Raw genomic sequence first — 20,323 nt, 5'->3', positions numbered from 1 at the left:
TCCGACGATGCCGCGCGGCATGGCCCTGCCTAGCATCCGCCCAGCGTACAGGAGACAAGACATGTTCGGATTGATGCAAGACCGCCCGCTGCTGATCTCGTCGCTCATCGACTACGCGGCCACCTTCCATCCGCGCGCGGAAATCGTGGGCCGCACGGTCGAGGGGCCGGTGCACCGCACCGACTACGCGCGGATACAGCGCAGCGCCAAGCAGGTGGCCAATGCACTGAAGACGCTGGGCATCGAGCCCGGCGACCGCGTGGGCACGCTCGCGTGGAACACATGGCGGCACCTCGCGCTGTACTTCGGCGTGTCGGGCTCGGGCGCGGTGCTGCACACGGTGAACCCGCGGCTCTTTCCGGAGCAGATCGACTACATCGTCAACCATGCGGAAGACAAGGTGCTGTTCTTCGACACCACCTTCGCGCCGCTGGTGGAGAAGCTCGCGCCCGCGCTGAAGTCGGTGCGTGCCTTCATCGCGATGACCGATCGCGCGCACATGCCGTCCATCGACGTGCCCAACCTGCTGTGCTTCGACGAGCTCGTCGGTTCGCAGAGTGAGCAATACGATTGGCCCGATTTCGACGAGCGCACCGCATCGTCGCTCTGCTACACCTCGGGCACCACGGGCAACCCGAAGGGCGTGCTGTATTCGCATCGCTCCACCGTGCTGCACTCGCTGATAGAGTGCGCGCCCGACACCTTCGGCGTCAACTCGCAGATGACGCTGCTGCTCGCGGTGCCGATGTTCCACGCCAACGCATGGGGCATGCCGTATGCGGCGGCGATGAGCGGCATGAAGCTGGTCATGCCCGGCCCGCACATGGACGGCCAGAGCCTCTACGAGCTGATGCGCGACGAGAAGGTCGGCTTCTCGCAGGCCGTGCCGACCATCTGGCTGATGCTGTTCCAGTACTTCGACGCGCACCCCGAGATCGACACGCGCGCCATCGGCTTGAAGCGCATCGGCGTGGGCGGCGCGGCCACGCCGCGCAGCATGATCGAGCGCTTCGAGCACGACTTCGGCGCCGACTTCGTGCAGGGCTGGGGCATGACCGAGACCAGCCCCATCGGCGTGATCGGCAACCTGCTGCCCAAGCACCTGTCGATGCCCAAGGAAGAGCAGATGCGCGTGAAGATGCGCCAGGGCCGCGGCGTGTGGGGCGTGGAGCTGAAGATCGTCGGCGAAGACGGCCAGCGCCTGCCGCACGACGGCAAGGCCTTCGGCCACCTGCACGTGCGCGGTCCGTGGATTGCGAGCGGTTACTTCAAGGGCGAAGGCGGATCGGTGCTCGATGCCGAAGGGTTCTTTCCGACCGGCGACGTCGCCAACATCGACGAGGACGGCTACGTGCAGCTCGTCGATCGCGCGAAGGACGTCATCAAGTCGGGCGGCGAGTGGATCTCGTCCATCGATCTAGAGAACGCGGCGAGTTTGCACCCGGCGGTGGCCGAAGCGGCGGTGATCGGCATCGCGCATCCGAAGTGGCAGGAGCGTCCGCTGCTCATCGTGGTCAAGCGGGCGGGCATGGAAGCCACGCGCGAGGAACTGCTCACATTCCTTGCGGAGCGCGTCGCGAAATGGTGGCTACCGGAAGACGTGGTCTTCGTCGACAGCCTGCCGCATACAGCCACCGGAAAACTGCTGAAGACGAAGCTGCGCGAACAGTTCAAAGGTTACGTTGCGACGACATCTGTTTGACAGTTCGGTGACTTGTTCGATTTTTCTGTGGACAACTCTGTGAGTTGTGGGTGGAGGTGGAGAGGCGAAGCGAGAACTGGCGTGGCTTCCCACCACGTTGCCTGTTGAATAGGCAGCGGCTCGCGAGGCGCGGAGGCGGGCGCAGATGTATACAAACGGGGCCGGACACACGCCTGTCGCCGTCGATTGACGGGGGTAGATCGGACGGCTACATTCCAGACCGCTTCGCGACCAGCGAGGCCAGGTTTGACAGCCTGAAAGAACCGCGGTGAAAGCCGCACACCGCAATTGGTTTGCGGCTTTTGCCATTCCGGCTTCCCTTTTCAGGCGGCTCGGATGGGAGGGCTCGCGCCCTGCCGGTTTCGCCTAGCGGTTCCCGGTCTGTCAACCTGTTCGAGCCGCCGCCTTCGTTTGACAGCGGATGCGACGGTTGCAGCAAAGCCGAACCGACAGGGAGGGCCGACATGGCCGATTCATCAAGTACCGCGCAAACCGCAAGCGCGGAGTTCAAGCCGTTCGCATGGAACCCCGTTCACGGGCTCGACCATGAGCAGCGACGGCGTGCCTTGTTCCTCAACGACGCGCGCGACGTGATCGACGGCGCGCACACGCTGATGCAACTGCTCGCATGGGACGAAGGCCGCCGCGACGCAGCGCAGCCCCTGCTCGACGAGGCTCATCGCTCGTCGATCCAGCGCCTGCTGATCGCATCGCTGGGCATGCTGCACGCCGGCATCGAAGGCCAGTGCGAAGCGCTCCAAACGGCGCGAATGTAGGCAAGCGGCGCGCGACCGACCGGGCCTCGGGCCCGGTTCACCGAAATTCCGGATGCCGCGAACTCACCTGGTTGCGCCGCGCGCGAGTTGCGCACGCCCGAACGGCGTGATGCGCTTGATCACCGCCAGCTCCTGCGGCCCGCCGTCGGCATCCTTCCAGGCCAGCGCAGGGCTGATGACCGCATCGACGAAGCCGGCCTGCTTCAGCGCCTCGACGCAGCCGATCTGCTGGCGGTCCTGCACGCGAAGGGGGAAGGCCGAACGTTCTATGGCGCGCAGGTAGTCGAGCGGCTCGAGCTTCGAGTTCGATGCCTTCTTCGGCGATGCGCCCGTGCCTTCGCGGCCGCGCAGCCTCTCGATCTCGGCATGACCGTCGTCGGTGATGCAGACCACCAGCGCGGCCTGCGCCAGCCTGTAGCTGCCGTGCCCCGTGTCGTAGGCCGGATCGATCGCAGCCTCGATGAGGCCGGTCGCCTTCAGGACGGAGACCCGACGCACGTCCTGCGCGTCGGTCACGTGCATCGGCAGGCGAGCATGCTCCAGATGGAGGAGGTAACTGAGCGGCACCGAAAAAACCCCTGTGTGCACCTCCCTCGCCATCGACGCCGCCCAGAGCCGTCGAGCCCAGGCAGGAGCGGCGCGAACGCCTTCCGGCTTCCTGGACGACTCATGAGCCCCGGCGCGATCCGTTCCACGAAGGGGCCGGCCGGGGAGGGGGTGAATTGTGAATATTTGTCAATATTCTTGTGCGTCCCAGGGGCGGGCGCCATCACCGAAACAGGGTAGTTCCTCCGGCCAGTCTCCCGAGCGCCGGGGTGGCCGACTCGGGCCGATCAGTGCTTGTGGCCGCCGTGCCCCGCAGGCTGCGCGGAGGCGTTCAGCGCCCGCACCGGCGCCTTCACCTCGACCGATTCGCGCTTGCCGTCCTTGCCCTCGAACACCAGCGTGAGCGGCACGGTGTCGCCTTCCTTCACCTGCTGCTTGAGGTCGAGCAGCATCACGTGATAGCTGCCGGGCTTGAGCTCGACGGTCTTGCCGGCGGGCAGCTCGAAGCGCGGGGATCTGGCGCATGCGCATCACGTTGTCCTGCATGGCCATCTCGTGCACCTCCACCACGGGCGTGACGGGCGAGCTGGCGGAGACCAGCTTCGCGTCTTTCGCGGCGCTGATCTGCATGAACGCGCCGGTGGCCTTCTGCTGCGGCACGGTGGCGCGCACCCATGCGTCACTCACGGTGACCTGCGCGTTCGCGGCGTGCGCGGTGAGCAGCGCGGCGCTGGTGATGGCGAGGATGTGTGCGATGCGGTTCTTCATGGTCATGGTCGGTATCTCCTTGGATTTGAATGATGGAAGTCAGGCCTGAAGGATCCTGCGCAGGTCGTCGGCGCATTCCTGCGCGCTCTGCTCATGGCGCAGCACGATGCGGATCTTGCCCTTGGGGTCGAACACATAGCTGAAGGCCGAATGGTCCATGGTGTACGAGGAGCCGGTGGGCACCTTCCGGTAGAACACCTTGAAGTCCTTCGCGGTTTGGCTGGTGCGCTGCATGTCGCCGTACAGGCCGATGAAGCTCGGATCGAAGGCCTGCGTGTAGGCCTTGAGCACGACGGGCGAATCGCGCTCGGGATCGACGGTGACGAAGATCACCTGCAGCCGCTCGCCGTCGGTGCCGAGCAGCTTCCTTATCTCTGCCGCGCGCACGAGGGCGGTGGGGCAGACGTCGGGGCATTGCGTGAAGCCGAAGAACATCATCACGGCCTTGCCCTTGAAGTCGGCCAGCGTGCGTTCGCGGCCGTCGGCATCGGTCAGGCGGAAGTCCTGCGCGTAGTTGGCGCCGGTGATGTCGACGCCGTTGAAGCGAGCGGGCAGCAGCCTGTCGCAGCCGGCAAGGCTCGCGACGGCTGCGAGGCCGCCCGCGCAGAGCAGCAGGCGCCGCCGCTGCATCGGAGGGAGGGATTCGTTTCTGGTCATCTGGATGGACTCGCTCCGGCGCCCGCAGGAGGCGCCGATGGATTCGTTGCAGGAACGCACGCGGCAGATGAGCGACAGGCCTCGTCTGAGGCACCGGCTCACGCGCGCGAAAACTGGGGAAGAAGCCTCAGACGAGCGAGGGAGGCCCGCGCGCCGGCAGCGGCGCGGTGGCGGCCGCCGCAACGTGCGCCGACGGAACCGGCCGCACCACGCGGGCCTGCGGCGCGAACGCCGGCAGCTCGACGGTCGGCGTGGTCGCGGGCGGGGCGCCGCTGAGCACGCACAGCGGGCAGTCCATGTGGCCCGCGCCCATCTCCTGCGCGCCGTCGTCGCCGTGGACGATGGCCTTGACCGACCCGGCGCTGGAGCAGACCAGTTCTACCGTCTGCGGATGCACGAGCGGGGAGGCGATGGCCACGCCGAGCGAGAGCGCGAACCACAGCAGCGCCCAGCGGATCAGGCCGACGCCCGGCCGCGGCAATGCCATGCCGGGGCGGCTGGGCAGGGCTCGGAAAGGCGGCGCAGGCATCGCCGGAGATTATCGGCCAGTGCCGCGCCGCAAAGAAAAAAGCCTTGCAAGTCGTTGACCTGCAAGGCTTTTTCGGTTGTTTTGGTGGCTCTTCACGGACTCGAACCGCGGACCTGTGGATTATGATTCCATCGCTCTAACCGACTGAGCTAAAGAGCCGTTCGGTGAGTTGCTCACCGAGCCCGCGATTATAGCCCAGTCTTTCGCGGCCGCTCAACCACCCGAGGGCAACCTGCCCAATTCTTCCGAAACCAGCCGAACGATCAGCTTGTCCAGCGTCTGCACCGAGTAGTTGCCGACGTCGTGCACGGTCTGCGTTCCCGGGCCGCTTGCCGGGTTGGCTGCGTCCTTGTAGGTGAGGAACACGAAGCGCCCGCCGGTGTACTGCGCGATCTGGCGCTGGATGTATTCGCCCTGCTTGTCCAGCCCCGAGGCGCCCACGCTGAACACCTTGATGCCCTTGCCCAGCGCGGCGACCATGTCGTCGTCGTACTGCGGGCCGCCGTAGTCGAGGTGAGGCGGCGCGTCGGCCAGCAGCACCACAAGGCGGGTGGTGTCGTTGCCGCGCCAGCTGAGCTTGTGGACGGTTTCGTTGAACGCCTCGTTCATCGCCTCGGGATAGTCGCCGCCCCCCGCGGCGCGCAGCGCGTCGAGCACGCTCTGGAAGGCGTTCAGGTCGTTGGTGAAGTCGTGGCGGCGCACGAGGAATTCATCGCCGCGGTCGCGGTACGCCACCAGCCCGAAGCAGGTATCGGGGCGGCTCGGCAGCCGGGCGACCTGGTCGGCGATGGTGCGCAGCGTGGCCTTGAGCTTGGCGATCTCGTCGTCCATGGAGCCGGTGGCGTCGATCAGGAAGACGAGGTCGAGCTTCGCACGCGCGGGCACGGCGCCCGGCTTGCCGCCGAGCACCACGTCGACCGCGTTCTTCTGGCCGCGCTGCAGGAAGGCGGTGCCCAGACGGCCGTTCTTGCGCACGGTGACTTCGTAGACCGTGCTCTGCGCCTTGTCGAAGGCGTTGGGGTGCAGCCATGCGCGCCCGCCCGCGTCGGTTCGGGCCCACATCGCGGCGCCGTTGGCGGCCTGCACCGCCACTTCGGCATCGGGCACGACGGCACCGCGCGCGTCGCGCACCTGCAGCAGGTAGCGCGCGCTCACGTCGCGCTCGCGATGCGGCACCTGCGTGCGGCCGTGGAAGGCCAGGTATTCGCCGAAGTCGGCGTTGTCGTCGACCATGCCGGCGGTGACGGGTTCGTTGGCGGGGCGCTGGGCCTGCACGGATGCTTCAAGTTCGGCGGGCGCACGAATCGCCGGTGCGACGGGCGTGATCGAGGCCGGCGGCGCTTCGGCGATGGCGTCGGCAAGAGCCGCCCCGGCCGGCGCCGATCTGGCCGCAGGTGCCGGCATTGGCTTCGGCGCGATGGGCGAGGGCTTCACCGAAGGGCTGGCCCTGTATTCCTTCGACGCTTCGGCGTACCGGCGTTCTTCCAGATTGCCGGAAACGCGCGGCATGCCCGGCGTCTCGTAGGTCCGCACAGGCCGTGCGCAGTGCGTGGCGGAAGGCGCCTCGAAGTTCGGCGCGGCCTGCGTCGGCAGCGCGCGGCTGTCTGGCGCGGGCGTCGGCCAGCGCACGGAGCTTGCGAGGGCGGGCATTTCCGTGGCGCCGCTGGCGCCCAGGAGCAGTTGGGCGCACAGCAGCACGGCGAGCGGGCGGCGAAGGCGGGGAGCGAAAGGCTGGGTCATGAAGGCACTCCGGGTGATGGGGTGCTGGCTGATACGGCCGGCCTTCGCGAACGGGGTTGGTCGGCGGTGAATTTATTTGCCGCCCCGAACCCCGATGCGCCTCTTGGCCCGTACAAGCTCGGGTGAAAATCCTCCGATGTCCGCGCTTCCCCGCGCCCCTTCAGCCAAGAACGCCCCCGAGCGCGAGGCCATGCCCGACGATCAGTTGATGCTGGCCTACGCCCAGGGCGACGCCGCCGCGTTCGACGTGCTTTACGCGCGCCACGAGGGCGGGCTGTTCCGCTTCGTCAAGCGGCTGCTGGGCGCGCGGCTCGTGGCACAGGCCGACGAGGTGTTCCAGGACACCTGGGTGCGCATCATCTCGGCGCGCGAGAGCTTCTCGCCGCAGGGCGCGGCATGGCGCACCTGGGCCTTCACCATCGCGCACAACCTGGCGATGGATCGGCTGCGCGTGAGCGGGCGCGAAGTGGCGCTCGAAGCGCACGCGGACGACGACGACAGCCCCGTGCCCACGCTCGAACACGGCGTGCGCGGCGCGGCAGCCGATGCGGCGTCGCATCCCTCGGCCGAGGAGCTCGCGTTCTGGCGCGCCGCGGGCCGCCGCCTGCTCGCGTGCCTCGACGAACTCCCGGCCGAGCAGCGCGCCGCGTTCCTGCTGCACCATGAAGACGGCCTCACCGTCGAGGCGCTGGCCGCGAGCCTGGAGATCGGCTTCGAGACCGTGCGCAGCAGGCTGCGCTACGGCCTGCAGAAACTGCGCGGCTGCATGGAGCGCTACCTGTCGGTGCTGGAGAAGCGGGCATGAGCGGCGGCAACGACAACACCGGATTCGACGACCTGCGCGACCCGTCGCTGCGCCGCGCGCTCGACCACGCGCCAGACAGCGAGGCCACGCCGCATCCGCGCACGCGCGAGGCGATCCTGAAGATGGCGCACAACCTCGCTGCTGCCCCCGTCGACGCGGGATCGGCGGCGAACAACCCCAGTGCCGCGCCCTGGTGGCGCCGCCTCTTCGGCGGCGGCGAGCCGCATGCGCGCATGCCGTGGAATGCCGCTTTCGCCACCGTGCTGGTGGCGGCTTTCGTGACGGTGCTCTGGCACAAGGAGCCTGTGCCCGATGCGCGGCTCGATGGCGAGGCGCGCGTGGGGGAAGCGACTGCGCCGGCACCGGCACCGGCACCGGCACAAGTGCCTGTCGCGCCGCCTGCACCTGCTGCACCGAAGCCAGCCGACCCTCCCGCAGAGGCTGCCGCCGCGCAGGCAGAGACGCAGCCAGCACCCGCAGCAGCAGCACCGGCTCCCGCAAGAGCGCCCGCAGCAGCGGCGCCCGAATCGGGACAGCGTGCCAGGATTGCGCGCGAGTCGGCCGACTCGTCCGCCAAACGGGCACCCAAGGAGGCCGCCAACACGGCTAGCGCGGATGCCGTGCGGAAAGCAGAGCCGGCGCCTCCGCTGTTGCAGGCGGCGCCTGCCGCGCCTGTTGCTCCGGCTCCCGTCGCGCCGCCCGCACCACCTGCGTCGATCGCACCCGCTCCGCCGCCTCCGGCCGTGGCCGAGCAAGCTGCGCCGGCACCGCTGCCCGCGCCCATCGCGCGCGACGAGCGTCGTGAAGCGCAGGCGGAGGGCGAACAGCGGCGCCGCGCCTACGCGGGGGGCGCGCCTGCGGCAGCGGCCCCGGCAGTGCCGCCGTCAGCCGTCGTTCCTGCGCCCGCACCCGGCGCCGCGCCGGCGTATCGCGAACCGCTCCAGGATTCCGCGCCTGCGCTCGCCCAGCAGGACAACGCCGTCGCGGGTGCCTCCGGCGCGGTGCGCCCATCCGCACCGGCTCCGTCAGCGGCCAAGGCCATCGCGCCGCGGACCGCGGCGCCCTTCTCGGCGCTGGATCGTTGGACTTCCCTGGGCTTCACGCGCAACGGCGAGAGCGTGCGCCGCGAGCGCGGCGACATCGAAGGCCTGGCGGCGCTGGTCGGCACCGTGGCGCGATCGGCCACGGCACCCGACGAGCCGCTGGCCGCGCCGGTGGAGGCGCGGCTCGAACTCTATCGGGGCAAGTCGCTGGTCGCGGTGCTGGAGATCGCCGGCGGCCAGGTGCGCTGGACGGCGCAGCCCGGCGGCGCCGCGCTGGTCGGCACGCCGCCGGCCCAGGCGCTCGACGCGCTGCGTTCGCTGCTGCAGCGCTGACGGGCGGTTCCGCCGTCAGGCGTTCTTGAAGTCCGGCTGGCGCTTGGTCAGGAAGGCGTCCATGCCTTCCTTCTGGTCCTGCGTGGCGAACAGCGCGTGGAACAGGCGGCGCTCGAACATCACGCCGTCGCTCAGGCCGCTCTCGAAGGCGCGGTTGACCGACTCCTTGGCCGCCATCACCGAGACCTGCGAGAAGCCGCAGATCACCAGCGCCGCGCCCAGCGCCTCGTCGGCGAGCTTCTCGAAGGGCACCACGCGGCTGACGAGGCCGGCGCGCTCGGCTTCGGCCGCGTCCATCATGCGGGCGGTGAGCACCATGTCCATGGCCTTGCTCTTGCCAACCGCGCGCGGCAGGCGCTGCGTGCCGCCAGCGCCGGGGATCACGCCGATCTTGATTTCGGGCTGGCCGAACTTGGCGTTGTCCGCCGCGATGATGAAGTCGCACATCATCGCCAGCTCGCAGCCGCCGCCCAGCGCGAAGCCGGCCACCGCGCCGATCACCGGCTTGCGGATAGAGCGGATGGTTTCCCAGTTGCGCGTGATGTAGTCGCCCTTGTAGGTGTCGATGAAGCTGTACTTGGCCATCGCCGCGATGTCGGCGCCCGCGGCGAAGGCGCGCTCGCTGCCCGTGAGGATGATGCAGCCGATGGCGTCGTCGGCGTCGAAGGCCTTGAGCGCCTGGCCCAGCTCGGTCATGAGCGCGTCGTTCAGCGCGTTCAGGGCCTTGGGGCGGTTGAGGGTGATGATGCCGACCTTGCCAGCTTCGGTCCGCACTTCGATGTTTTCGTAGCTCATGGTGTCTCCGGGGGGAACGGGAAAGGGGAAGAAAAACGCGCTTCACTATACCCAGCATGGCCGGCGGGGTGATCCGCGGCGATCTGCTTCAATTGAGAATTGCTCTCATCTAGAATGCCCGCCATGGAGTTCCCGATGCAAGAACATGCCGTGTTGCTGCGGGCCTATGCCCGCGTGCAGGAGCGCTGCTCGCGCCTGCTGGTCGAACAGGCCGCGCTCGTCGAGCGGCTGGAGGCGCAGATCGTGCGCCTGCGCGGCGCGCTGGTGGCACGGGATTCGGCCATTGCCATCGTGCGCGAGGAACTCGCGGCGCGCGCCTTGGCAGGCGGTGCGCTGCCCAAGCGGCTCAGTGCGCTGCTGTCGCCGGGCAGCAAGCGCCATCTCGCGGTGCCGCCGCAGTCTCAGGCACCGGCCGATCTGCGGGAGAAGGCCGTGCTGTGCATCGGCCACGAGGAAGAGGCGCAGACGCCTTCGCTCGCGCGCCAGCTGGTCGAGATCGCCGGCGGCCGCTACCTGCATCACGACGGCGGCGACGGTGCGGCGGACGACCCCGCGCTCGAAGCCAGCCTGCGCGCGGCCGACCTCGTGATCTGCCAGACCGGCTGCGTGAGCCACGGCGCCTACTGGCGCGTGCAGGACCACTGCCGGCGCACCGGCAAGCCCTGTGTGCTGGTGGGTGAGCCGCAGCCGATGATGTTCGTGAGGAACCCGGCCGCGGCGGAAAGCGCCTGATGAGCGATCTGGCGGCCTGTCAGGCCAGCCAGTTCGTCACCTTGCCTGCATCGTGCGAGAACAGGCGCCAGGTCGTCGCGCCGGTCGGCAGCACCAGCGGCAGCCTGATCAGCTTGCGGTCGCGCGCCACGATGGCGGTGCACTTCGCCGCATCGCCCAGGTAGAGCGCCAGATCGTCGAGCTTGGCGATGCGCCAGGCCTGCGCCGGCCGCTGCTGGCCCTTCCTGCCGGCTGCGGGCAGCTCGACGCCGATCCACTCGTCGTTCGCGCAGAAGCCGGCCTTCTCGGCGGCGCCGCCGCGCAGCACCACCTTCACCTGCACGCCGCCGTTGGCCTCGGCCACGCGCAGGCCCAGCGCCTGCGCCGGCTGCGACGGGTCTTCGAGCGTGGCGATGCCGTGCACGCGCAGCAGCTGCGAGAGCGGCAGTTCCTCCGTGGAATGCACCCAGCGCGCCAGCTCCAGCGCGTACGATCGGCCGCCCACGGCCTCGAGTGCGGCGGCGATGTCGTCCTCGGAGATCGGCCCGCCATTGCTCTTCGTCCACAGCAGGCGCATCACGTCGTCGAGTGAGCCCTTGCCTTCGTGGCGCAGCGTGAGGTCCAGGCACAGCGCCACCAGCGCGCCCTTGGTGTAGTAGCTCACCGTGCTGTTGGGCGTCTGCTCGTCCTGGCGGTAGTACTTGACCCAGGCGTCGAAGCTCGCGTCGGCCACCGGCTGCACCAGCCGGCCCGGCGTCTGCATGACCTGGTTGATGGTCTTGTTCAGCAGGCGCAGGTAGGCCGCGTCGTCGATGCGCCCCGCGCGGCGCAGCAGCAGGTCGTCGTAGTAGCTGGTGAAGCCTTCGAAGAACCACAGCAGCTGCGTGTAGTTCTCCTGGCTGTAGTCGTAGCGCGCGAACTCCGCCGGCCGCATGCGCTTGACGTTCCAGGTGTGGAAGTACTCGTGGCTGATGAGCCCCAGCAGCGTGGTGTAGCCCTCGGCCTGCTTCTTCTTGTCGCCGCGCTGCGGCAGGTCGCGGCGGTTGCAGATCAGCGCGGTGGAGTGGCGGTGCTCGAGCCCGCCGTAACCGTCGTCGACCACGTTGAGCATGAACACGTAGCGGTCGATCGGCGGCTTCGCACCGCCGCGCTTGCCGACCTTGTCGCCGTGCCAGAAGCGCATCTCGGCCTCGCAGATGGCCTTGGTGTCGGCGATGAGCCTGTCGCCGTCGAACGATGCCGCAGCACCCGCCACCACGAAGCGGTGCGGCACGCCGCAGGCCTCGAACTCGGCGCTCCAGAAGGCGCCCATCTCGACGGGGCTGTCGGCCAGCTCGTCGTAGCCCGATGCCTTGTAGCTGCCGAAGCCGTGCTTGTCGGCCTTCAGCGGCACGAGGGCGGTGGCGCACGACCAGCGCGCGGCATCGTCGGCCAGCGTGGGAGCGACGATCTCCAGTGCATGCGGCGATTCGGTCTGCCCTTCGACGCGCAGGCACACGCTGGTGCCGTTGAAGAAGCCGCGCTCGGCGTCGAGCCAGGCGGTGCGCACCGAGTTGTCGTAGGCGCAGACCTGGTAGTTCAGCACCAGCGGCTGCCCGGGCGTGCATTCGACCAGCCAGCTGCACTTGTCGAGCTGCGTCAACGCCGGCTTGCGGCGGCCCTGCGTGGCGCGCAGGCCCTGCAGGTTCTTGGCGAACTCGCGAATCAGGTAGCTGCCCGGAATCCACACCGGCAGCGACACGCGCTGCTGCGCGGCCGGCGCGTCGATGGTGAGGGTGACTGCGAACAGGTGCGCGTGCGGGTCCGCGCATTCGACGCGATAGCGCACGCCCGCCGCGTGCTGCGCCTGAGCCTTCGTCGCCATCAGCTGGACGACGCGGCGAGTTGCTTCTCGACCTGCTCCGCGGGAATGGCACCCGGCGTGCGCGTGCCGTCGCTGAAGATCAGCGTGGGCGTGCCGGTGATGTTGTACTTGCGGCCGAAGTCGACGTTGCGCTGCAGCGCGGTCACGTCGCAGCTCGCGGGCGCGGTGGCCGGGCGGGTGCTCGATTCCATCCAGTCGCCCCAGGCCTTGCCCTTGTCCTTGCTGCACCAGATGTCGCGCGACTTGACGTTCGAATCGGGTCCGAGCACGGGGTAGAGGAACAGGTACACGGTGACGTTGTCGACCGTCTTCATGTCCTTCTCGAAGCGCTTGCAGTAGCCGCAGTTCGGGTCCTCGAACACCGCGAGCTTGCGCTTGCCGTTGCCGCGCACGATCTTGATCGAGTCCTTCAGCGGCAGCTGGTCGAAGGCGACGGCGCTGAGCTTCTCTACGCGCTCCTCGGTGAGGTTCTTGCGCGCCTTCACGTCGATCAGGTTGCCCTGGAAGAGGTAGTTGCCCTGCTCGTCGGTGTAGAAGATCTGCGAGCCGTTCACGCGCACTTCGTACACGCCCGGGATCGGCGACTTCGACACCTCGTCGATGGCCGGGAACTGCGGAATGCGCGACGGCAGGTTCTTGCGGATCTCGGCTTCGCCTGCGGTGGCGGCCACGACCGCGCCGAGCGTGCAGGCGGCGAGGAGAAGGTTGCGTACGAATGTCATCGGGTGTCCGTTGGTTCGGTCGGAATTCGGTCGGAGTTCGTCTGGGGCGATGGGCCTCAGGCCTTCAGGCCCATGGCCTGCGCGGTGATCCAGTGCTTGACAAGGCGCGTGCGGTCGAAGCCGCGCATGCCCCAGTTGCGCAGTGCCTGCAGCGGGCCCAGGTTGTGCGCGAAGAGCTGCTGCAGCCCGTCGGTCGCAAGGCTCATCTGCAGCACGTCGGCGCGGCGGGCGCGTTCGTAGCGGCGCAGCAGGCGCGCGTCGCCCACGCTGCGCCAGTAGTCGCGGTTCTTGATCACGTCGGCCAGTTCGGCGGCGTCGGCCAGGCCCAGGTTCAGGCCCTGGCCGGCCAGCGGGTGCACGGTGTGGGCCGCGTCGCCCGCCAGCGCCCAGGAGCGACCCGGCTGCCCGGGCATGGCGCCGGTCCAGCGGTCGGCGATGGCGCGGGCCAGCGGCCAGGCGGCGCGCTCGCTGGTGAGCCGGAGCGCGCCGAGCGCGTTGTGGCTGGCTTCGGTGACCGCGGCGGCGAACTCTTCGTCGCCCTGCGCGAGAAGCTCGGGCGCGCGCAGCTGGTCGGCCGACCACACCAGCGCGAGCGTCTTGCCGTGTGTGCCGTCCAGCGGCAGCAGCGCGAGCACCTCGCCCTTGTCGTTGAACCACTGGCGCGCGATGCCGTCGTGCGACTGAGCGGCCTCCAGCCGCGCCGCGATCGCGTGCTGCGGATAGCGCGTGATCTCGTAGCTCACGCCGAGCGCTTCGCGCGTGGCGCTGGACTTGCCTTCGCACACCACCGTCAGCGGTGCGGCCACCGGCTCGGTCACGACTTCGATCTGGGGCTGGAAGCGCACCGCGTCGGCGAGTTGCTTTTCGAGTGCGGGCACGTCGACGATCCAGGCCAGCGCATCGACCTTCTGGCGTGCGGCGCTGAACTGCACCCGGCCGCCTTCGTCGCCATGCACCAGCATTTCGCGCACGGCCGTGGCGTGGGCCGCGTCGGGCCAGGCGCGCAGCGATTCGAGCAGCGCGCGGGAGGCGGTATTGAGCGCATAGGCGCGGATGTCTTCCTTGCCCTGCGCGGCCGGCGGCACCACCAGCGCGACGCGCACCCGCTCGCGGGCGAGCAGCAGGGCCAGCGTACGACCGACGATGCCGGCGCCGCGAATGCAAACTTCGGGGGGGAGAGCCATCGAAGGATTGTAGGAGTTGCCCGTCCGGCGCGGACCCGGGGTCTTTTCCCGGTGGCCCAAGGTCTTGCCGCCGCCGCGATACGGGACAATCGCGGCCGAATTCCAAGGAACCCCACCGTGTCCGCTTCCCAGCCCGCCTTCGATCTCCAGGCCACCATCGCGCGCCTGTTCGTCTACCCAGTGAAATCCTGCGCCGGCGTCGAGCTCCCCGAAATGCTGCTGACCGAGACGGGGCTGGAGTTCGACCGCGCCTGGATGGTGGTCGACGCGCAGGGCGAATTCGTCACCCAGCGGCAGCTGCCGCGCATGGCGCTGATCAAGCCGCAGATGAAGCACACCGAAGTGGTGCTGCGCGCGCCCGGCATGCTGGCGCTGCACCTGGCCTTCGACCGGGTCGAGAAGCCGGTGCGGGTGCGCGTGTGGAAGGACGAGGTGGCCGCCTACGACATGGGCGACATCGCCGCGCAGTGGTTCAGCGATTTCCTCTCCGAGCCCGGCAAGCCGCAGACCCTGCGCCTCGTGCGCTTCGACCCCGAGCACAGGCGCCTGTCGAGCATGAAGTGGACCGACGGCGTGGAGGCGCAGACGCAGTTCGCCGACGGCTACGCGCTGCTGGTGGCCAGCGAGGGCTCGCTGGCCGAGCTCAACGACCGCCTCGCGGCGCAGGGCCACGGGCCCGTGGGCATCGAGCGCTTCCGGCCGAACATCGTGCTCGCGGGCATCGAATCGCACGACGAAGACCGCGTCGAGGCGCTGCACATCACCACCGGCGAGGGCGAGGCCGAGCTGCGCCCCGTCAAGCCCTGCACGCGCTGCCCGATCCCCGACATCGACCCGGCCACCGCGCTCAGCAGCCCCGAAGTCGGCAACACGCTGCGCACCTACCGTGCCGACGCGCGCGTGGACGGCGGCATCACCTTCGGCATGAACTGCATCGTGATCCAGGGCGTGGAGCACACGCTCAAGGTGGGTCAGGTGGTGGGCGCGAACTACAAGTTCGAATGAATGACGGCGCCCGGGCGGCGCCTCAGAACTTCACGCCGGCGATGAGGATGATGTTCGCGTAGGGCGTGCATTCGCCCGTGCGCACCATGGCGCGGGCCTTGGCCGTGCGGCGCTTGAATTCCTCGTGCGACACGGTCTGGGGCTCGATGCCCAGCGACTGCGGGTACCAGCCCGGCAGCTTCTTTTCGTTGCTGGCCAAGGCCTCTTCGGCGATCACGATGCCTTCCACCTGCATCTCCGACAGCACGGCCTGCAGCACTTCGTCGAGCGTCGGCACGCCGCGGGCCACCGCGAGATCGATGCGGCGCGGGCCGTCGGGAATGGGCAGGCCGGCATCGCCGAGCACGAGCATGTCGCCGTGGCCCAGAGAGGCGATCACGTGGGAGAGTTCGGCGTGCAGCAGGGCGGTGCGTTTCAAAGCTTGATCCAGTCGGGGGGCATGGGGCTGCGCAGCACGGCGTCGCGCTGCGGAATGGAGGGCTGGGCGCCGGGCTGCTGGATGCACAGCGCCGCGGCGCGGATGCCCAGGCGCACGGCCTCGTCGAAGGACTGGCCCTCGCCCAGCGCGACGGCGAGCGCGCCCAGGAAGGTGTCGCCGGCGGCCGTGGTGTCGACCGCCTGCACCTGCGGCGCGGGGTGATGGCGTGCGCCGTCGGCATCGATGGCCACCGCGCCGCGCGAGCCCAGCGTGACCACCACGCGCGCGATGCCCCTGGCGCGCAGCGCCCGGCCGGCCTGCGCGGCTTCCTGCGGGCTGTCGGCGGACTGGCCGCACAGCGTCTGCGCCTCGATCTCGTTGACCACCAGCGTGTCGATCTTCGGCCACAGCGGTTCGGCGATGGCTTGCACCGGCGAGGGGTTCAGCAGCACCTTGCAGCCCGCTTCATGCGCCACGGCGATGGCGCGCGCGACCTGTTCCAGCGGCGTCTCGAACTGCGTCACCAGGAAGGCGGCGCCTTGCACCTGCTGCCTCAGCGCGGCTTCATCGGCCTCCAGCCTGGCGTTGGCGCCCGGGATGATCACGATGCGGTTCTGGCCGCTGTCTTCCACCACGATCAGCGCCGTGCCCGTGGGCTCGCCCGCCACGGTGCGCAGGGCGGTCGTGTCGATGCCGTCGCGCTGCAGCGAATCGCGCAGGGCCGCGCCGTGCGCGTCGTCGCCGACGCAGCCGATCATCTGTACGTGGCCGCCTTCGCGCGCGCAGCTCACGGCCTGATTGGCGCCCTTGCCGCCGGGAATGGTGGCGATCGAGTGGCCCAGCAGGGTTTCGCCCGCGGCCGGCGCATGCGGCACGCGCAGCACCAGGTCCATGTTGAGGCTGCCGAGCACCACGATGCGCGGCGCCGGGGCTGGGCTGCTGGATGAAGGCTTCAGGCTCACGGGGTGCGGGACTTTCGGGTTGGCGTGGAAGGCGTTTCGGCTGTGGTGGATGCGGCGGCCCCGGCGGCGGCAGGCGCGGCGGGCTCGCGGAAGCTCGCATGCCGCGCGGTCGACGCACGCACGCGCAGTTCGGGCTGGAGCACCACCTTGCGCGCGTCGCGGCGCTTGCCGCCGATGCGCTCGAGCAGCATGTCGACGGCCATAGCGCCGATGCGCTCCTTGGGCTGCGCCACGGTGGTGAGCGGGGGGCTGGTGTAGGCCGAGAGTTCGATGTCGTCGAAGCCGACGATCGAGAGCTCGTCGGGCACGCGCACGCCGCTCTCATGCGCCGCGCGCAGTGCGCCGATGGCCATCAGGTCGTTGCAGACGAACACGGCCGAGGGCTTCTGCTCGGTGCGCAGGATGGCGTGCATCGCCTCGTAGCCGCCCTGGCTGGTGAAGCCGCCGCGCCACAGCAGCGAATCGCCGTTGGCGAGGCTGGGCGTGGCGCCGGCCTCGACCAGCGCGATGCGCCAGCCTTCGATGCGCTGCTCGCTCGGCATCACGCCCGCCGGACCGCCGATGCAGGCGATGCGCCTGTGGCCCAGGGACAGCAGGTGCCGCACCGCGAGCAGGCCGCCCTGCATGTGCGCGGTTTCCACCAGGTCGCAGGCCGGGTCGGCGATCTCGCGGTCGACCAGCACGGCCGGCATGCGCAGGCCGTGCAGCTGCTTCGCCAGTGCCTCGTCGTCGCCCTCGCCGGTCGACACCACGATCAGGCCGTCGATGCGTCGTTCGGCCAGCACCTGCAGGTACACGCTCTGGCGGCGGGGCTCGTCGTCGGTGTTGCACAGCACCAGCGTGTAGCCGGCGCCGAAGCAGCGGTCTTCCACGGTGCGCACGATCTCGGCGAAGTAGGGGTTCGAGCTGTTGGGAATCAGCATTCCCAGCGTCGAGGTGGTGTTGCTCTTGAGGCTGCGCGCCATCGCGTTGGGCACGTAGCCCAGCTCGCGGATGGCGAGCTCCACCCGCTCGCGCACCTTGGCGCTCACGTGGCGCGTGTCGTTGACCACGTGCGAGACGGTGGTGACCGACACCTCGGCCTTCAGTGCGACGTCCTTGATGGTGGCCATGGTTTTTTCTTCCTGTTCCTGTGTGGGCCGGGCCCGATCAGGCCAGGCGGCGTTCCGCGCGACGCTGGCGCAGGGTGTCGATGATGACCGCCACCACGATCACCGCGCCGGTGATGATCCGCTTGCTCGGTTCGCTGGCGCCCACCTGCGCGAGGCCGGCTTCGAGCACCGCGATGATCAGCACGCCGAAGAAGGTGTTGACGACCGAGCCGCGCCCGCCCATCAGGCTGGTGCCGCCGATGACCACGGCCGCGATCACCTGCAGCTCGATGCCCACGCCCGCGTTCGGGTCGGCAGCTTCCAGGCGGGCCGACTGCATCAGGCCCGCGAGGCCGGCCAGCAGTCCGGTGACGGCGAACACGATGATGCGGATGGGGCGCGGATCGACGCCCGCCAGGCGCATCGCTTCTTCGTTGGTGCCGATGCCCACCACGTGGCGGCCGAACACGGTGCGCGTGAGCACCATCTGCCCGACGACCACCAGCACCACCGCCAGCACGAAGGCGGCGGAGATGCCGCCGATCCACGGCGCGGCCAGGCCCGAGATGGCGTCGCCCACGTACTGCGTGCGCGAATCGGTCACGAGGTAGGCGCCTCCGCGCACCGCCTCCAGCATGCCCAGCGACACGATGAAGCTCGGCAGCCGCCATGCCACCGACACCGCGCCCGTGACCGTGCCGCACACCAGGCCCGTGGCCAGTCCGAGCGCGGCGGCCAGCGGCACCGAGAGCTTCCATTCGAGGATGGCGGCGGCGGTGACGGCGGCGCTGAGCGCCAGCACCGAGCCCACCGACAGGTCGATACCCGCGATGATCAGCACGAAGGTCATGCCGACCGCCATCACGGCCAGCGCCGGGATCTCGTTGGCGATGGAGACGAAGGTCTCGCGTGTCAGGAAGTATTCGCTGAGCGAGCCGAAGAGGGCGATCATGCCCACGAGCACGACCGTCAGGCCCAGGTAGGTGCCGAGCTGGCCCTTGAGCGCGGAAGGCGCGGGCTTCGGAGTGGTGGTTGGGGAGGCGGCAGCGTTCATGGTGTGTCGGCGGTGACCGGGGACTGGGCGGGAATGGCGGAGATGGCGGATACCGTCGGCGGGTTGGCGGCGCGTCCTGTCGCGTCGCTGAATGCTGCGGCCAGCAGCGATTGTTCGGTCCACTCGCCGCGCTCGAACACGGCGACGAGGCGGCCGGCGCTCATCACGCCGATGCGGTCGCACATGGCCATGAGTTCGCGCAGGTCGCTCGACACCATCAGCAGCGCCTTGCCGGCGTCGGTCATGCGGTCGAGCTCGGCGTAGAGGTCGGCGCGCGCGCCCACGTCCACGCCGCGCGTGGGTTCGTCCAGCAGCAGCACCTTGCATTCGCGGTGCAGCCAGCGCGCGAACACCACCTTCTGCTGGTTGCCGCCGCTGAGCGTGGCCACCGGCTGCTCGATGCTGCGCGAGCGGATGCGCAGCAGCTCCACCAGCTTGCGCGCGATGCCGCGCTCCCTGGCGCGCTGCAGCCAGCCGGCGTGCGAGATCGCGCCCAGGTCGCTGAGCGTGGCATTGACGCGGATCGACTGCGGCAGCAGCAGGCCCTGCGACTTGCGGTCTTCGGTGACCAGGCCGATGCCGGCGCGGATGGCCTGCATCGGCGAGCGCCAGCCCTTGCGCGCCTGCTGCACGGGCTGGTTGTTTTCATAAAGGGTGATCTCGCCGCGATCGGCGCGGTCGGCACCGAACAGCAGGCGCACCAGTTCGGTCCGGCCCGAGCCGACCAGGCCGGCCAGTCCCATGACTTCGCCCGCGCGAAGGTCGATGTCGACGTCGCGAACGACCTGCGCCCGGCCGATGCCGCGCGCGCTCAGCAGCACCGGGCCGGCAACGCGGCGGTCGCGCCCTTCGTGCTCGTGCACCGCGCGGCCGACCATGCGCTGAACCAGCTCGGATTCGCGCACGCCGGCCATGGCCCGCACGTCCACCAGCCGGCCGTCGCGCAGCACCGCCACGCGGTCGGCGATGCGCTGAAGCTCTTCGAGGCGGTGCGACACGTAGACGATGGCCACGCCGCGAGCCTTCAGCAGGTCGATCTGCTCGAAGAGGTGCGAGGTTTCGCGCGGCGTGAGCATGGCGGTGGGCTCGTCGAGCACCAGTACGCGCGTGTCGTCCTGCAGGTTGCGCGCGATCTCCACCATCTGCTGCTGGCCGATGCCCAGGCGCGCCACCGGCGTGGCCGGGTCGATGTTCTGCATGCCGATCTTGGCGAGCTGGCGCGCGGCTAGCTCGTGCAGCTTGGCCTTGCGTATCCAGCCGGTCTTGTTGGGCAGGCGGTCGAGCAGCAGGTTCTCGGCCACCGACAGCGTGGTGACGAGGCCGAGCTCCTGCATGACCATGCGCACGCCCAGGCGCTCGGCGTCGCGGCGCGAGGCGGGCGCGAAGGGCTTGCCGTCGAGCAGCATCTGGCCGCGCGTGGGCTGCACCAGGCCGCAGACGATCTTCGACAGCGTGCTCTTGCCGGCGCCGTTCTCGCCCGTGAGAGCCAGCACTTCGCCGGGGTTGAGCACGAGCGAGACGTCGTCCAGCACCGGCGCCGCGTAGTCCTTGCCCATGGCGCTCAGCGAGAGCACGGGCAGGGCCGTTGTGAGATTCATGGCGGCGGATGCTGTCAACG

The 20,323-nt window shown here is 69.5% G+C and carries 19 protein-coding genes, 1 tRNA gene and 1 pseudogene; 6 read left to right on the top strand and 15 right to left on the bottom strand.

Features of this window, described 5'->3' with window-relative positions; genetic code table 11:
- The first annotated feature begins 61 nt into the window (after positions 1–61).
- Both ACHMXA_RS29850 and ACHMXA_RS29845 read left to right on the top strand, forming a co-directional pair.
- Positions 62–1,702: a long-chain-fatty-acid--CoA ligase gene (locus tag ACHMXA_RS29850; RefSeq protein ID WP_395317441.1), complete on the top strand. Its 1,641-nt coding sequence runs from the start codon at positions 62–64 to the stop codon at positions 1,700–1,702.
- A 464-nt stretch (positions 1,703–2,166) separates the two neighbouring features.
- The gene (locus tag ACHMXA_RS29845; RefSeq protein WP_395317440.1) at positions 2,167–2,478 is read left to right on the top strand and encodes a hypothetical protein; all 312 of its coding nucleotides are present in this window, start codon (positions 2,167–2,169) and stop codon (positions 2,476–2,478) included.
- 63 nt (positions 2,479–2,541) lie between these two features.
- Here ACHMXA_RS29845 and ACHMXA_RS29840 read toward each other — a convergent pair whose 3' ends face one another.
- The 6 genes and pseudogenes from ACHMXA_RS29840 to ACHMXA_RS29815 all read right to left on the bottom strand — a co-directional run bounded on the left by ACHMXA_RS29840 (position 2,542) and on the right by ACHMXA_RS29815 (position 6,718).
- The gene (locus tag ACHMXA_RS29840) at positions 2,542–3,045 is read right to left on the bottom strand and encodes a hypothetical protein (RefSeq protein ID WP_395317439.1); all 504 of its coding nucleotides are present in this window, start codon (positions 3,043–3,045) and stop codon (positions 2,542–2,544) included.
- Between the two features lie 266 nt (positions 3,046–3,311).
- A pseudogene (locus ACHMXA_RS29835) lies at positions 3,312–3,792 on the bottom strand (copper chaperone PCu(A)C).
- A gap of 39 nt (positions 3,793–3,831) precedes the next feature.
- Positions 3,832–4,449 carry an SCO family protein gene (locus tag ACHMXA_RS29830; protein ID WP_395317438.1) on the bottom strand — a complete coding sequence of 206 codons (618 nt, stop codon included), beginning with the start codon at positions 4,447–4,449 and terminating at the stop codon, positions 3,832–3,834.
- A gap of 127 nt (positions 4,450–4,576) precedes the next feature.
- On the bottom strand, positions 4,577–4,936 hold the full coding sequence (locus ACHMXA_RS29825; protein ID WP_395321418.1) for a DUF2946 family protein: 360 nt from the start codon (positions 4,934–4,936) through the stop codon (positions 4,577–4,579).
- Positions 4,937–5,060: 124 nt separating this feature from the next.
- Positions 5,061–5,137, bottom strand: a tRNA-Met gene (locus ACHMXA_RS29820).
- A 54-nt stretch (positions 5,138–5,191) separates the two neighbouring features.
- On the bottom strand, positions 5,192–6,718 hold the full coding sequence (locus ACHMXA_RS29815; protein ID WP_395317437.1) for a VWA domain-containing protein: 1,527 nt from the start codon (positions 6,716–6,718) through the stop codon (positions 5,192–5,194).
- A 136-nt stretch (positions 6,719–6,854) separates the two neighbouring features.
- Here ACHMXA_RS29815 and ACHMXA_RS29810 point away from each other — a divergent pair, with 136 nt between their 5' ends.
- Together ACHMXA_RS29810 and ACHMXA_RS29805 are read left to right on the top strand one after the other, a co-directional pair.
- Complete coding sequence (locus ACHMXA_RS29810; protein ID WP_395317436.1) at positions 6,855–7,523, top strand: sigma-70 family RNA polymerase sigma factor; 669 nt, start codon at positions 6,855–6,857, stop codon at positions 7,521–7,523.
- Positions 7,520–8,899, top strand: a complete 1,380-nt coding sequence (locus tag ACHMXA_RS29805) for a hypothetical protein (protein ID WP_395317435.1) — start codon at positions 7,520–7,522, stop codon at positions 8,897–8,899. Before ACHMXA_RS29810 ends, ACHMXA_RS29805 begins: the two co-directional genes overlap by 4 nt.
- 15 nt (positions 8,900–8,914) lie before the next feature.
- On the opposite strand, the gene ACHMXA_RS29800 is transcribed toward ACHMXA_RS29805, so the two are convergent.
- Positions 8,915–9,694, bottom strand: coding sequence for an enoyl-CoA hydratase (locus ACHMXA_RS29800; protein ID WP_176663455.1), 780 nt, complete (start codon positions 9,692–9,694; stop codon positions 8,915–8,917).
- Between the two features lie 135 nt (positions 9,695–9,829).
- Here ACHMXA_RS29800 and ACHMXA_RS29795 point away from each other — a divergent pair, with 135 nt between their 5' ends.
- Positions 9,830–10,426, top strand: coding sequence for a DUF2325 domain-containing protein (locus tag ACHMXA_RS29795; protein WP_395317434.1), 597 nt, complete (start codon positions 9,830–9,832; stop codon positions 10,424–10,426).
- Between the two features lie 19 nt (positions 10,427–10,445).
- On the opposite strand, the gene ACHMXA_RS29790 is transcribed toward ACHMXA_RS29795, so the two are convergent.
- The 3 genes from ACHMXA_RS29790 to ACHMXA_RS29780 are packed head-to-tail and all read right to left on the bottom strand — an operon-like array spanning position 10,446 to position 14,175.
- Positions 10,446–12,269 carry a M61 family metallopeptidase gene (locus tag ACHMXA_RS29790; RefSeq protein WP_395317433.1) on the bottom strand — a complete coding sequence of 608 codons (1,824 nt, stop codon included), beginning with the start codon at positions 12,267–12,269 and terminating at the stop codon, positions 10,446–10,448.
- Entirely contained in the window at positions 12,269–12,991 is a 723-nt protein-coding gene (locus ACHMXA_RS29785) for a DsbC family protein (protein WP_395317432.1), read from the bottom strand. The genes ACHMXA_RS29790 and ACHMXA_RS29785 overlap by 1 nt, the downstream gene beginning before the upstream one ends.
- Positions 12,992–13,047: 56 nt before the next feature.
- On the bottom strand, positions 13,048–14,175 hold the full coding sequence (locus ACHMXA_RS29780; RefSeq protein WP_395317431.1) for an FAD-dependent monooxygenase: 1,128 nt from the start codon (positions 14,173–14,175) through the stop codon (positions 13,048–13,050).
- Positions 14,176–14,292: 117 nt separating this feature from the next.
- Here ACHMXA_RS29780 and ACHMXA_RS29775 point away from each other — a divergent pair, with 117 nt between their 5' ends.
- Positions 14,293–15,180 carry an MOSC domain-containing protein gene (locus ACHMXA_RS29775; protein ID WP_395317430.1) on the top strand — a complete coding sequence of 296 codons (888 nt, stop codon included), beginning with the start codon at positions 14,293–14,295 and terminating at the stop codon, positions 15,178–15,180.
- Positions 15,181–15,202: 22 nt separating this feature from the next.
- Here the strand turns inward: ACHMXA_RS29775 and rbsD are convergent, their stop codons facing one another.
- Genes rbsD through ACHMXA_RS29750 form a run of 5 tightly spaced genes read right to left on the bottom strand, consistent with a single transcriptional unit; the run spans position 15,203 to position 20,303 of the window.
- Positions 15,203–15,598 (bottom strand): D-ribose pyranase, encoded by a 396-nt coding sequence (gene rbsD / locus ACHMXA_RS29770; RefSeq protein WP_395317429.1) that lies wholly within the window; start codon positions 15,596–15,598, stop codon positions 15,203–15,205.
- The gene (gene rbsK, locus ACHMXA_RS29765; RefSeq protein ID WP_395317428.1) at positions 15,595–16,560 is read right to left on the bottom strand and encodes a ribokinase; all 966 of its coding nucleotides are present in this window, start codon (positions 16,558–16,560) and stop codon (positions 15,595–15,597) included. Before rbsK ends, rbsD begins: the two co-directional genes overlap by 4 nt.
- Entirely contained in the window at positions 16,557–17,672 is a 1,116-nt protein-coding gene (locus ACHMXA_RS29760) for a LacI family DNA-binding transcriptional regulator (protein ID WP_395317427.1), read from the bottom strand. The genes rbsK and ACHMXA_RS29760 overlap by 4 nt, the downstream gene beginning before the upstream one ends.
- A gap of 37 nt (positions 17,673–17,709) precedes the next feature.
- Complete coding sequence (locus ACHMXA_RS29755; RefSeq protein WP_395317426.1) at positions 17,710–18,705, bottom strand: ABC transporter permease; 996 nt, start codon at positions 18,703–18,705, stop codon at positions 17,710–17,712.
- Positions 18,702–20,303 (bottom strand): sugar ABC transporter ATP-binding protein, encoded by a 1,602-nt coding sequence (locus ACHMXA_RS29750; RefSeq protein WP_395317425.1) that lies wholly within the window; start codon positions 20,301–20,303, stop codon positions 18,702–18,704. The genes ACHMXA_RS29755 and ACHMXA_RS29750 overlap by 4 nt, the downstream gene beginning before the upstream one ends.
- Between the last annotated feature and the right edge of the window lie 20 nt (positions 20,304–20,323).

The sequence above is a fragment of the Variovorax sp. UC74_104 genome, assembly GCF_044055375.1.
Lineage (GTDB): Bacteria > Pseudomonadota > Gammaproteobacteria > Burkholderiales > Burkholderiaceae_C > Variovorax.
Note: the sequence above shows the minus strand (reverse complement) of the source record. Positions and strands in the feature narration are given on the sequence as shown.

Bases quoted from the DNA above. Each gene is read 5' to 3' on its own strand.
- ACHMXA_RS29850 (WP_395317441.1), top strand. From the start codon at position 62: ATGTTCGGATTGATGCAAGACCGCCCGCTGCTGATCTCGTCGCTCATC.
- ACHMXA_RS29845 (WP_395317440.1), top strand. From the start codon at position 2,167: ATGGCCGATTCATCAAGTACCGCGCAAACCGCAAGCGCGGAGTTCAAG.
- ACHMXA_RS29830 (WP_395317438.1), bottom strand. From the start codon at position 4,449: ATGACCAGAAACGAATCCCTCCCTCCGATGCAGCGGCGGCGCCTGCTG.
- ACHMXA_RS29825 (WP_395321418.1), bottom strand. From the start codon at position 4,936: ATGGCATTGCCGCGGCCGGGCGTCGGCCTGATCCGCTGGGCGCTGCTG.
- ACHMXA_RS29815 (WP_395317437.1), bottom strand. From the start codon at position 6,718: ATGACCCAGCCTTTCGCTCCCCGCCTTCGCCGCCCGCTCGCCGTGCTG.
- ACHMXA_RS29810 (WP_395317436.1), top strand. From the start codon at position 6,855: ATGTCCGCGCTTCCCCGCGCCCCTTCAGCCAAGAACGCCCCCGAGCGC.
- ACHMXA_RS29805 (WP_395317435.1), top strand. From the start codon at position 7,520: ATGAGCGGCGGCAACGACAACACCGGATTCGACGACCTGCGCGACCCG.
- ACHMXA_RS29800 (WP_176663455.1), bottom strand. From the start codon at position 9,694: ATGAGCTACGAAAACATCGAAGTGCGGACCGAAGCTGGCAAGGTCGGC.
- ACHMXA_RS29795 (WP_395317434.1), top strand. From the start codon at position 9,830: ATGCAAGAACATGCCGTGTTGCTGCGGGCCTATGCCCGCGTGCAGGAG.
- ACHMXA_RS29790 (WP_395317433.1), bottom strand. From the start codon at position 12,269: ATGGCGACGAAGGCTCAGGCGCAGCACGCGGCGGGCGTGCGCTATCGC.
- ACHMXA_RS29785 (WP_395317432.1), bottom strand. From the start codon at position 12,991: ATGACATTCGTACGCAACCTTCTCCTCGCCGCCTGCACGCTCGGCGCG.
- ACHMXA_RS29780 (WP_395317431.1), bottom strand. From the start codon at position 14,175: ATGGCTCTCCCCCCCGAAGTTTGCATTCGCGGCGCCGGCATCGTCGGT.
- ACHMXA_RS29760 (WP_395317427.1), bottom strand. From the start codon at position 17,672: ATGGCCACCATCAAGGACGTCGCACTGAAGGCCGAGGTGTCGGTCACC.
- ACHMXA_RS29755 (WP_395317426.1), bottom strand. From the start codon at position 18,705: ATGAACGCTGCCGCCTCCCCAACCACCACTCCGAAGCCCGCGCCTTCC.
- ACHMXA_RS29750 (WP_395317425.1), bottom strand. From the start codon at position 20,303: ATGAATCTCACAACGGCCCTGCCCGTGCTCTCGCTGAGCGCCATGGGC.